At 32.1% G+C, this 13976-nt stretch carries 6 protein-coding genes; all 6 read right to left on the reverse strand.

Features of this window, described 5'->3' with window-relative positions:
- Window positions 1-571, reverse strand: a 571-nt coding sequence (locus A9996_RS17940; RefSeq protein WP_157487249.1) for a hypothetical protein, incomplete at its 3' end; no start/stop codon positions are given.
- Window positions 534-3443, reverse strand: coding sequence for a DEAD/DEAH box helicase (locus A9996_RS20730; protein ID WP_066438538.1), 2910 nt, complete (start codon window positions 3441-3443; stop codon window positions 534-536). The genes A9996_RS20730 and A9996_RS17940, both read right to left, overlap by 38 nt.
- Window positions 3444-3452: 9 nt before the next feature.
- Window positions 3453-5441 carry a DUF1998 domain-containing protein gene (drmB, locus tag A9996_RS17950; protein ID WP_066438541.1) on the reverse strand — a complete coding sequence of 663 codons (1989 nt, stop codon included), beginning with the start codon at window positions 5439-5441 and terminating at the stop codon, window positions 3453-3455.
- Window positions 5432-9157, reverse strand: coding sequence for a helicase-related protein (locus tag A9996_RS17955; protein ID WP_066438545.1), 3726 nt, complete (start codon window positions 9155-9157; stop codon window positions 5432-5434). The genes drmB and A9996_RS17955 overlap by 10 nt, the downstream gene beginning before the upstream one ends.
- Complete coding sequence (locus tag A9996_RS17960; RefSeq protein ID WP_066438548.1) at window positions 9141-11546, reverse strand: DISARM anti-phage system protein DrmE domain-containing protein; 2406 nt, start codon at window positions 11544-11546, stop codon at window positions 9141-9143. Before A9996_RS17960 ends, A9996_RS17955 begins: the two co-directional genes overlap by 17 nt.
- Window positions 11547-11656: 110 nt before the next feature.
- Window positions 11657-13774 (reverse strand): phosphoribosyltransferase-like protein, encoded by a 2118-nt coding sequence (locus A9996_RS17965; RefSeq protein WP_066438549.1) that lies wholly within the window; start codon window positions 13772-13774, stop codon window positions 11657-11659.
- Window positions 13775-13976 lie beyond the last annotated feature (202 nt).

Here is a 13976-nt window from a genome sequence, read left to right on the forward strand (position 1 = left end):
AAATTAAAGTACTAAAATCTATTTTTTCAGACAAACTATCTCTGGTAAAATCTAATGGCGCAATAAATTTTAAATTATTACTCGCTAATTCAAAGAACGCTTTTAATGATAGACCATTATTAATAACGTTTTCAACAGGATTACTCAAGTAATCAAATAATGTTGTGGTTGGACTATTTTCATTCTGGTGTTTGCAGATAAAATCAAAAATATCATTAGTAAGAGGTATGTCCATAACACCACCTTTCGGGCCGAAATTGAAATCAACTGTTAGTTTACCATGACCAATTGTATTTTTAATTCTACCGAACACAATACTATCCTCATTTCTAAGCCATATATTACCTTGATAATTACCTTCTGGTGTTAAATAAAAATTAACATTCCTATCGTTTTCAAGATTATAAATTTCAGTAATTTGATTAAAAACTGTTTTAATAATTTGCTCTGTTCTAGTAAAAAAGCGTTCTAATTGGTATAACTCAGTTTCAATCCCCTTAAAGCTGTTATTGTGAAAAAAATCATGAATACTTTCATCTAAATTGTAGGATAATATAGTTTTTTGGTACATCTAAATCCTTTTGTGGTATGAATGTATCAGAAAAATCATGAGTAATTAACTTAATATCATTTACTAATGTTCCTTTAGTTGAATTCCTTTTTAGGGCAAAGCTCGTCCCATTAAAGTCTTCGATAAGATGCCTTAATTTTATTCTAATCTCCTTTTGAAATTGTTTTATGTAGTTAGGATTTAAATAGTAAAATTCTTCCGTATTAATTAAATTTACGCATAGAGATTTTTTCTTATCCCTTCCTGCCCTTCCTGCTTCCTGGATATAACTTTCTGGTGATGAAGAATAATTGATATGATAAACAATTCTTACATCCTCCTTATCGATACCCATTCCAAATGCCTTAGTGCAAACCATGTAGCTAGTTTTACCAGCTAAAAAATCCGTGAAATGACTGTGAATTTCTTCATTTAATCGGCCTCCTTCATCATTTCCTATGAAATAGGATTTATTAGAATGATCAACTATTAGGTTTTCAAATATTTCTTTTGGTTTATTTCCATCATGAACTCTTCCTGTCACTCCAAGAATTCCCTGAGTATGCGGGCAAAAAATTATTGAAGATATGGTATCAAATGAATTATTAGGAATACTATTTATTGAATCTGATTCGACTTCAATAGTTATAGTATTCTTAAATTCATCAAATTCTTCTACCTCAAATTCTTTATAATGTTGCTCAAGAGATTCCGCAATGACTTTATTGTTAATACTTTTTAAATTATTGACACTGTTTTTGACATATTCGTTTAATTGTTCTCTTTTTATAAGACCTATTCTGTCTTTTATATCCCTATCTGTAATATGATGATCAGCAATCTGAGCATTGCATACTATGTAATCAAAAAACAATTCTTTCCTTATGGTGTTATCAATCGAAATTACAGCATTAGCAGCGTCATCATGTTTAATATCTAATTCTCTTTCGATATCTGCTAAAACATCATAAGATGCTGTGGCTGTCAAACCTACTAACGTGACTTTATTCGCTCTTGTTTTTATAAACTTTTGAGCATTTTTACCTAACATTAGGTAAGTAGAACGGAAATCGTGCCCCCATTCAGATAAACAATGCACTTCATCAATTATGCAATAGGAAAATGCTAGATGATATTTATTATTGTCAATGGCACTAATGATATTTCTGAAATCTTGCATTACAAATCTTTCTGGAGAGACAAATAAGAATTGAGTTTGTCCGAACTTAAAATCGATTAGTTTTTTTTGTTTTTCTACTCTTTCTAAATTTGAATTTATAAAATCACAGCAGTCTATCCAATTATTGTTCAGTACTCTAACCTGATCTTCCATTAATGATTTAATAGGATCCACCACCAAGCATAAACCTGGTTGTAAAAAAACTGGCAATTGATAAGTTAAAGATTTACCTCCTCCTGTTGGTAACAAACCAATAACAGGTTTTTGTTGCAAGGCTCTAGAAATTATGGGTAATTGCCCAGGTCTAAAGCTGGATTTTCTAAAAATATTTTGAATAAAAAAATTAATATTTTTTTCTAAACCTTCAATTGAACCATAGGAATCATCACTATTTCTAACCACCAACTCTTTATAGTTTAATAAATTGGCACAATACACTTTTCTGCTACTTTCAATACTGTTATCAATATAATGTGACGAACGAATTAAAATTGCATCACGAAGTGAATACTCCTTATCTCTATAGATTTGAGAACGTCTTAAAATAGAATGATCTATGATTATGTCGAAATCATTAGCACCAAAGTAAGATTCATTTTTTGGAATGTTATCACAATGCAAACTTTGATCTATCACCCATTTCTCATTTTCAAAAACACTCAATTCGATTTTTGGTAATGGTAATTTATCATTATCTGATAGCAAAGCATTTAAATTTGAAAATAAATCCTCCAAACTCTTGATTGCCAAAGCGCCACATGGCACATCTCTTTCAATAATTGCAATAAGCAATGTTTCATTATTTAAAATCTCCGGTTTTGCTATAAAATGCTCTAGCAGTGTTTTTTGAATTCTAGCAACTGCAAATGGCACAAAAATTAAACTGAATTCTTCTAAAAACTCAGCAGATTCTCTATAAAAATTTTTCTCAAAAAGCTTATACAAATCCTCATTAAATAAGCGTTCATACGAAATCGCATTTGCGTTAATCTCATTTTGAGTGAAACGAATAGTGTCAACATTCACCTTATCTGTAGCCAAATCTCTATTGGTATCATAGAAAACATATTCGGCTAACAAATGGTGTGGACCATCTATTTCAAAAATTCTAGTCTTATACTCTGTCCTATTTTGTAAATTATTCCATGATAAATAAGGAGATGTGAAGCTAAAATCAACGGTTTTCCCTCCAATCATATCAGGATTAATTGTAGCAAAATCTCTTTGTGTTTGAAAAAGTTGATGCACGAAATGATGGTTTCCTAAAAACTTTCGTTCTAGTTGGCTTCCTAATTCGCCTCCATAGGTTTCATCATCAAGTCTTAAACCTGGTTCAATAATATGAAGTAATTCAAATATGGTTTCAAAACTTAAATCTTTAATAGATTTCGAGTATTCTAAAATATATTCATTATCAGTTTTTTGAGTTAATCCTATTTTTGTAAAGATTTCCTCAATCACAATCGGCGCCTTTGTAGGTAAACCTCTTGATATGATGTTATTTATTGTAGCTAATATTGGTTGTATATTAGCATAGTCGATCGTATGCTCATATGGAAACTCCACATCAAAAGCACTAAGGTTCTGCAATAATCCTTTTGTTTTATTACTGCTTTCATTTAGAAAATCATTAAAATAATTTAATGGTTTGAAGTTGTCTGTAATGACATTACTAATGGCATCAACAATATATCCTGCTTTGAATTGTTTCATTTCCAAATATCAATTTAACAAACCTTTAAAAAAACCATACGCTTCATCTATCAATAATGAACGGTCTAAAAAAGAATTAAACTCCTCACAAGCATTTTCAGGGATTAAAGTACAACTATAGCAAGCTGCCATATTTAATCCGCCAACACCTTGCCCATCGTCTGTATTGTAACAAATAGGATCTGATGCGCAATCTGATGCTCTTCTTAATGCTGATTTCAATAAGCGTAATATTTGTGTCTCTGGCGCTTGAGATACTAAACCACCATAACTACCTTCTGCTCCTGCAATTGTATATAATAATACACCTTGCATCTGATCTCTATCAACAAAAAGTCTCTCGTTAAGTGAGGTTGAAGGATAGCCACATAGGAACTCTAACTCCTTAATTAATAAATGTGAAAGCGTATGCACTAATATAAAACGTATTAAATGCTCTCTATCTACTGGCATTCCAAACTTTTCTTTTACCGAACGATAGGCATGGCTTTCGATATTGAGGTATAGCTTATTTATTTTGTTTTTAAAGTGTTCATTTGTTTCTGCTTGTATGATCCAACTTTCAATTTTATCATGCGATAATGCTATAAAAATCCCTTCTCCAAAACTTTCAATTGCAGGTAGGTATTTTGTTTTGTCCGCCCATTTAGAAGTAAATTTTTTTTCTATCAGCATTTGCGTTTCGTCCATGTTAGAAAAGAAGTCATCATTAGTTAATGGTTCTTGACGCGTATAGCCTAATTGTGCGGTAGTCATTTTGATACGCCTTAAGCCTATAATTTGTTCAAAACCAAATGAATTTAGTTTCGAGAGAGATTCCTTTTTAAAGATTAAATTTTCATCTTCATCTGTAAAATCAATATTTGAATTTTTAACAAGGAAGTTATACTCATATAAACGGTATTCCAACTCTGGAATATATATCATATCATTATCGTTTTTGAGTATTTCCTGAATCTGTTCTAAAGGGTATTTTTCTTCTAAAGCTTCGTAGATAAATTCTGCATCTTTACCTTTAGATTTAAATCGATTTATCTTTTCTATATCCTTGTTTAGTAATCCTTTATCTATTGGTAAAAATATACTTGAAACAAGAATTGGATAATAAACGCTATTACTACTTCGGATAACTGGTTTGAAATAAACTTTTGATTCCATCTTGCGGTCGTGACGCCCCAAAAGTTCTTCTTCCGTGAAATATTTCCTTTCACGCAAACCAAATAAACCTGATAAATTCATCATTCTTCCCTTATGACTGCATCCATCATTCATGCATTTAATGCTAATACCTGCTAAATCAGAAAACTTTGTAGATTTTGAATAACGCAGATCTGGATTTTCACAACATAATGCTTCATAGTCTAATCTTACTGATCCATTCTCTGTGTCCTCATCCTGAACTGCTTTTTGTGCCTTATTCCATCTTTCCCAAGGAATATCTTTAATATCTCCATTAGGTGCTGTCATAACAAAACGTACTTGCTCTAATTCTGGCGCAAACTTACTCCCACGCTTTGCATAACAGACACCACACTTAGGTGGAGCAAATTCTTTCTTTGTAGCGTTTGATTTTGCCAAGCTCCATTCTCTCCACCAATCATTGATATGCTTGAATCGCTTGCAAGAATTACAGTAAAACCATTTAGGAAAAAATGATGCACTAATAGTATCATTTTGATGTTCGGGAACATCTGCTCTACTTGATGAGGATACATTGTCGGGAACATATACAAATGCCTCTAATTTCTCAAAACCATCTTTATGCGATAATCGTTGTAATAGTCTTTCATCGCTTATATGATATGATGCATCAATAACCGTTTGACCATCTTTTACATTAAAGCGAAAGAATGGCCATTGATCAAACTTATCAATCATTAATGCGCCAAATGGCGTTTCTATAATTGACCCCGAACCACCATAAGAACTGATGGCCTTACGTGTCTGCATTTTCACAAACTTATTATCAGCTATTCTACTATTTCTTCTTAACGCCATTCAAAATTCGATTTTATTCTTATAAATGTATCTGTATCTATTTCTCTCATTGACTGCATCACTGTCCAATCTATAGCGCTCTCATTTTTATCAGATGGCCTTTTCAGAAGTCGTTTGTACTTTAAGTCATTGGAAGCTTTTGCTTTGCTTTCCCAATCGTCAACAATATTTTGATATCTACGCTCGAAATAGGTCATCATTTCTCTATTTTGAACACCAAACCGTTGCTCAATAAAGAGTCTGTACTCTTCTGCTAACACTGGTTTGAAGTTTGTCGCGTCAGTATCTTTATTTAAGTTTGGATATTTATTACGTACAAAAGCTACTAATGATGTGGTCAGCATTTTATCAATAGTACTCTCTGTAAAAGGTGTGATACTTAATGGCTCTACAGATTTATAAAACGCTTGATGGAAATTTATAAAATGTTCAAAATAGGATTTCTCTCTAGCGCGATTGGGATCTAATAATGACACTACCAATCCATTTGTCTTACGTCCTATACGACTGGATGCCTGTATATATTCTGCAACATTCTTAGGCATTCCATTAATAAGCATTAAGTTTAATCTACTAATATCGATACCCACGGAAATCATATTTGTTGCTAATACAAAATCAACGACATCATTTAAGTAACGAAAACCTTTATCTGTGGTAACAATGTTTTTTTCTTCAAAAGGTAGTTCTAGTTCTTTAAGAACGGCTTTAATTCGTGAGCTTTCTACACGACTGGTTAATTCTTCAGTACGAGAGGATATTCCCATATAATTAAAGTTGAAATCATCAATAGGGTTGAATAAGTCTTCTAGACGGTATTGTAGTGTAGATGTAAAATTGGTTACTTCATCTCCTACTTTATTAAAAATCTTACCTACGTCCTTTAAGCTATTGTAATAGGATACTATTGTCCAGTAATTGTTTGCAAATTCCGTTGTTTCTTTATTTCTGTAAACCTCAAGCCGCGAAACAAAAAGATGCGCCAATAGTTGTAATTGTGTATCAATAGAGGTTTTGCCCGTGGCCATAAAACCGATATAGCGTCTTTTACTTTCTGTACTTTCTCTTGAAAAGAAACTATCGTTATGATTAATACCTGATGGAGGGAATATATTTACTTTTCTATTACCATAAAGCTTTTCAATTTGATATTGCGTATTTCTTGTTGTTGCAGTAGAAGATATAATTTTAGGTGCAATCCCATTTTTTGTGCACAAGAGCTCTATAGTCGATTCAAATAAAGCTGTAATTGAACCCAATGGTCCGTTCAGCAAGTGTAACTCATCTTGAATTATTAAATCTGGTGGCAAGCCATTAACGGTATTTGCTTTGAAGAAATTATGAGCTTCATCTTGCCAGGCTAACATTGCAAACTTATCCACTGTTCCAAATAATAACGTCGGTGGATTCTCATATAGGTTTTCATCAACTACTTGTATAGGTAAACCTTTATGAAAGTGGCATTGCTTATTGATGCAGGACACTTTTAACTCTCCTCTATTTACTTTGAATCCATAACGCCAGATCGTTTCTCCTTTTGAATTTTTTTCTTTTGATACTGACTTAGTACCACACCAAGGACAGCTACTTATTTGAAATACATTTTTACGTTCGGGGTTTCCTTTCTCTCCTTTTAAAGCCTCTTCGTCCATTTGAGAAACAAAAACACTTGCACCATTATCTCCTCCAATTTTATTCGGTGTAGAAGCTTGTCCAACCCATAAGCCGATGCTAATAGGTTCTACCTTTAATGCATCAGCAAATTCTGGTTGACAACGCATAAATTCCAAGGTTGCAATCAATCGTGACGCGCGTTCAAATTGTTGTGCTGTTAGTAAACGCAAAGTGTAACGCATGATTACACTTGTACCACCGTAGTTGGTCTCATTACTTATTCTGCGGAATGCAATTGTAAAGGCAGCTACTGCTAAATACGCTTCTGTTTTTCCACCACCTGTGGGAAACCATATAAGGTCAACGGTATTATTTGCTTTACGTTTTTCTGGAAATGCTATCTCATCCAAACTGAGTAATAAAAATGCTAATTGAAACGGTCTATATTTTGGAACAAATCCCAAATTTTTAAGAGTATCATAGTGTTCGAAATATTCAAGTCTATTAGCATTGATCGATTTATCAATCTCAAACAGATCCTTTTCTGTCTTACCTAAATTTTTATCATTGGATATTATTAACTGGATGAGCATTGCAGTATTGGCTAACTGAAAAGCCTTAAACACCTTTGCGTCGTCTAACAAATTGATATTTTCGTTAAGACGGTTATAGTTTTGTTGTTGTCTTTTGATGACCCGGTCTGCAACCTCTTTTTCTGTATTATTTAAGGAGTTTTTCTCTTGTACTTGTTTATTAATCCATGCGTCATAACTCAATACAAAATCTTTAAGATTTACTTTTATTTCGTCTTTTGATAATCCCCAAATAGAGAGATTACGCATATCTAACGCTTTGTCTAAACTACTATCTTCAAACTCGTTAATGACATCATTGATATTTTGTTCAGGCAAAAATGTAGACTGTACTGTTTTTCTCTTTACATCCCAAATGACAGAACAATTATGACCAATACCATAACTCTTTATATTGCGATAGATTAATTCTATTTCTTCTGCTTCAGAATCCCTGATTTCATCATCTTCTGCATAAGTGTTTAAACTATTATCCTTGTATTCAATCAATCCGTTTGTCTGAACTTTAATACTTCCTTGGAAGAGCGATTTGAAATTTAGATTTTCTGATCTATTAGAAAAACGATTTGCAGGATGATCTTCAGATTGATTAACTAATTGAATTTTTACAAATCTAGCTCTAGCATCTTCATAAACTTTGATATTATATCCTGCACCTGTCAATTTGTATATTTTATCTGGAAAATCAAAAGAAACAGGTGTTTTAAAGGATTTTTCTACTGAAATGGATTCTGTAAAAATGTATGGTGTTCTTTTCCAAGCTCTACCTAGAAGCTTTTCTAATTTACCAACGTGATAAAATGCAGAAAAATAACCACCTTCCTCTGTTTGTCTTATCAGATTCCTTCTGTTTTTGAATTCGTCAAACTCTCCATATTCTCCCTTTGCTCTTTCAGGGTTTTTCTGTTCTCCTTTAAGCTCTCGATTTAAAAACATATAGCCATCTTCGTACTTAAGTACATCACGGAATGGCAATGGATAGGGAATTCCCTCTTCAAAGAAGGAATCATATCCAGCTTTAGAAATCTTTATTTTTCTTTCCTCAGTTTTAGCCTGAGTGTATAGCCCAAAAGAAAACTCGACTTCTATGTCCTTGACTGATTTATCTACAGCTATCGTTATACCAATGTTAGTTGGAAAAAAACTATTCGTATCTAGATTAAAATCTTGACGCGCCACTTTAATTTTCTCCTGTTTTTCTCCTGTGTCCTTAGTTCCTTCAACATCTTTATTCTCCTCGTCCGAAGGATCTTCTTCTTCGTCATTACCATTAAATAATGATTCGCTTTCCAGCGCCGCATCGTCCTCACCAGACTGTGTTGCTGGTGTTTCAGATTTATTAGGAAACAGAACTCCGCTGAAATACCTTGGAAGAGGATAATCTGATATAATTTCCTCTTCATCAGGAAGTCCCCACATATCAGAGCCTGGACCTATCATACCTCGTTGAATGCGGTCTTGAAATATTTGTCTCGCTTTTTTATCTAAATCATCAGTTTGATTCTTCATCTTCTGTAATTGCTTTAGTGGCTATCGTTCTTACTGGTGCTGCGCTTTTCACGAAAGATAGAATTTCTTCATTTTCAAACTTTGAAAGCATTCTACCTTTAATTGTTCCTTCTGAAATAATGTAGTCCATCACGTCATCACTCAGGTCTCTACCTAAACTGATCATCAAACCACGATAAAATCCTTTTGCACGCAATAATGTCGCATAAGCATTATTCAATTCTTCATCATCTACCAATTGCTTTATTGCCTTCAATTCATTATTACTGTGTGGAAACTTTTCTTTATCACTTTCATTTAACCATTTTGAAATAGTTATAGAATTAGTGATTTTACTTCCATGCGCTTTTAGGGAACTGAGTAACCGGTCTCGATCGTAATACCTGTCTTTACCTGCTCGTTCTGAATAATATCTTAATAAGGTCTTCTTCCACAATCTTGACATAATTTCGACTTCGCCAAATCGATTGTTCTTGTCCTCTTGAGATGCAATATCAAATAGACGCTCCTTAGATAAATTGCTATAAATCCTTACAATATCTCCTGGTAACACATTATAGGTTTTTGATTTTACCCAACGCCCATCCTTATTAATGAGTATTGTTTTAGAACCATCATAAACTAAAGAATCTGGGTAACCTTCAAATCTAAACCGATAGTTAACCTGTTTGTTAGACTCATAGTCATACACATTTTCTGAGCGCTCATTTCTCTGATAAAACCCATCCATTATGTCATCCAATGATTTATTTTCAATGGTCTCTCTAAGCCCCATGTTAAAATCTAGCCCCGTGAGTTTCTTCCGATCCCTAGAACGATATTCCGTAATTAAGCTATTTTTATATTTATCTATATAGTTATTAATTACCTGTGCCTCTTCTGGGTATGCTAAGAAAGAAATCCGATGTGGTGCATTTATTGCTAGATGCAATACTTCATCGTAAAACATTCCATTATTGTATATACTAAGAAGATATACATTTTTATTTCCGTCTATTTTATTTTGTATTTTTTTAAATTCATTAAGACTAATTACTTTATGATGACTCCCTTCAAATTCATCTTTCCAGTTTTCAACTAATCGATCAGGAACTATCAGGAATTGAATATTCTTAATGCGGTCTAAATATTTCAGTTTATTATTATTGAAATTATTGAATATTTCATCAATTTTCAGTCTGATTTGCAACTGTATTTCTGAATCATCTATTCCCAAATCATAGAATTCCTGCTCAATAGTTTCAGAAGCTACTGTTTTAATTAAGTGTTGAATAAACTCCAATTGTGATAAATTGCGACTGTTTTCATGTTTGGCTAATACTAAAGCATAAAGGAACCTTCGTAATCTTTTTACGTTGACCAAAGAGATAGCATTATCTTTTTCTAAAGTTCGTAGATATTGCATAAAATCATCTATCTTATTTTGATAGTTAACATCTTCAATATTTCTTACTATTACTAAACCTGGTTCCTTTTTTTCCAAATACTCAAACTCTGATGCGGTCCATTTCCATTTTAAGAATTGGTTTTGTTGATCGTTAAAACCTTCACTACCTAAGATGATACAATTAAGGATCTCTTCATTTCTGAGCGCTAATCGGATTCTTGTACTTACTTCATCTTTGTATCTGTTCTTACCAATGACAATGAGTGTTTCAATAGCAATCCCCTTATCTAAAACATAGGTTTGTAATGTGTCATAATCCGGTACACAGTAAATCATAGGCTCAATTGGAATATGGTTCCAACTTTCCGATCCAGAACGTGCTATCCAACGCATAGGTATTGCTTTTTTTATATCAATATCTATATACTTTTGAGTCCTTAATTCTTCGTCAAACTCTTTTTTAGACATGATAATTGCCGCCTTATATTTAAACTGAGAAGGTAGATGAGATTCTTCATTGAAGATTTTTTTATAAAATTCCGCATAATGATTAAAGCCTACCTTGACACGTCTGCCAGTACGTTGCCCTGTAACTATTCTGTATTTCTCGATGTCTTTATGCCGTATAGTGCCTCTGAATTCTTCATCCTTTTTCCCTCCTATTACGGTATAAAATTCTTTACTAACCTGCAAAATCTTATAACGCCTTCTATCTCTTTGTAGAACATCACCCACTTCATATATAGTATGATTATCACAATAGTTTTTATAAAATAATGATATCGCGATAGAGAGTACGGCAGGAAATTGTGATAAGGCAGGTAACTCCTTATGAAAAGATTCAATAAATAAATTGTCTTCTTTATTAATGGCTACATCCATTAAGTAAAAGTTAATGGCTTGAAAATCCGAAACATTTAAAGCCTCTAAATTGTACTCTTTGGTTAAGTACTTCTTAGCTTTGGTTAATAGCTCTTGTGTATATGTTTTTATTTCTTGCATTAATAATTTTAAAAATTTTTTATAGGCTTGAGTTATTAAACTATTTTGAAAATATTATCCAATAAAAAACATAGGTCTTTTCAACTAAATAGATTGGCTAGGCATAATCATTATCCTCTCTTGAACAATGGCTTCCAATTTTCAGTTTCTTTCCAAAGTATAGGTAGTGTGTTATTAGGGCAAGTAGTAGGGAAAACAACTGTCGCTTGACAATTATGATAACCCAGCGGATGTCTTTTTTCGAGTTTATTTCCAATTTTTTCACAGATAATTTTAGCTTTCTCCCTATCAATAGGTTTTATGTAAATTAAAGAATCATCATCAAAACATTTATCAGAATTATTTAATGGATCAATTAATTTAACTTCTAATGTTACACCCTCTTTTTTTCCAAACTTGATTATTTTATGTTTCGCTTCTTCGAAACCTGTTATGACTCCTATAACGATAATTATATTATTCTTTTTTAGTGTTTCAAGGTTTGATAATATGATAGGCTTCAAATTTTCAATTACACTATCTCCACTTCCAATAAAATCATCTATAAAAACTAATGAATTAATATTTTTCAATTCTAAAAGCTTCCTATCTATCTTGTCTGGATTAGTAGAATTATCCTTATATATATTGTTTACCTCCACAAACATTTTAGCATATTCAGCTCCACTTTTTACTGGGTTTTTATCAAGATAACTAACTAAAATGTCGTCCCTCTTGAGCTTTCCCTGTTCTTTATATACTATTTTCTGACTCTTTGCTATCTCTTTTCTAACTTCTCGAAATATGTCCTCCATTTTGTCTCGTATTTCAGAGGTTTGGTAAAACTTCAGATTACTTAAAATATTAAACATAGCTCTCTGATCCTCAAAATCTCCAAATTGTTCTAACCAAGCTCTTATATCATCAGTTGATGTTCTTTTAGCTTTATACGATGGCCAACTTTGTGACAATATATTAATTTCTTCTGAGCTTATTTTTATATGATTTTCATATTGATTTCTTAAGAACAACATTTGTTCTTCTTGAAAAGTTGTTATTATTTTATTAAGCCCATTAGAAATTAACCAATCTTCAAAAAACTTTACAATAAATCTGTACTCATCGTTATTAACATTAATTATTTTTCTTTGAATAAATTCATCCAACGTTTTTTCTGCTTCCATAATATTTAAGCCGTTGGCCATAGATTTATCTATTACAGCTTCTTTAGTAGTTTTTATACTCGCTTGAAGCAGCTGTCCTATTGCTAAAAGAACTTTTCTACGATTTATGGATATTTCTTCTTCCTTTTCTTCTTTTTCTTTAATACCATCTTTCCAAAAATGAGAAAAGTCAGTGGCTCCGATATTACTGCTGCTTCTAGCAATTTTTGTGGCTTGTTTAGCTTCTTCTTCGGTAACATGCGTATCACGATTGCTTACCATCCACTGAAATAATTCAATGCATATTTTTTTTGTGAAATATGGATTTCCTGAAGTTTGCATATAAATATAATCTATAGCCTTATCCGTTATTTCAAGTATACCTTCAACTGGAATTTTGATTAAATTCTTAAAATCTTCCCATTCTGATTTTTTGTCAAAATAATCTACTCTAATTGGTTTAAATTTATTAAACTCTTGCCATTGACTTAAAATATATTCCATTTTTTCGCCACCTACAAGTACAAAACCGAATTGCACCCTATTACTAATAGAGCGAATTGTTAATACGAAAGATTTCGCTATTTCACTCTGATAGAGCAGATCATTAGAAATTCTATCAAATTCATCCAATATAATTAAAACCTTGTAGTTAGAATCAATTTCGGTTACATCATCTAAAAAATCTGTGATAGTATTGAATGAACCGTTGAATTGCGGAATAGCTAAGTTTTTGTATTTGATATTAGATTTAATAATCTTGTTACAGATTTTCCTGCCTAAATCATTCATGCTTTGTTCAGGACTTATTGCGTTACTCCAGTCCCCTGCTTCTAAATAAATAATTAAAGTATTTTCAAATTTAATGCTAGATTGCAAAGTTTTTACGATTGATGTTTTTCCAACCCGTCTTTGTCCAAATATGTAAGATGAATTTACTTTGTTTCCTATTTTCTTTAAGGAGTCAATAATCTTTTTTCTTCCAATAAATTCACTCTCGTTAGTTACTGGCTCTAAGTCATATGGTTCAGTATCTTCTATTTTTTCCCAATCTATTTTGGAATTTTGACTGTCTAATTCTAACAAAAAATCATTTTTACTATTTTTTTCCTATCAAAATTTAGTTCCATTCAACATAGCCGTCAATAATTAAACTAGTCTGACTCCTTTGTGCCTATGTAATCAAAATTTAATAAGGAAAACGTTTAGTACAAGACCAACAAATTGTATTCTTCTCAACTAATTTTATATTCGTTACTTCTCTAATACGAACTCGAGTATCGTTTGT

This window comes from Gelidibacter algens (assembly GCF_001678675.1).
Lineage (GTDB): Bacteria > Bacteroidota > Bacteroidia > Flavobacteriales > Flavobacteriaceae > Gelidibacter > Gelidibacter algens.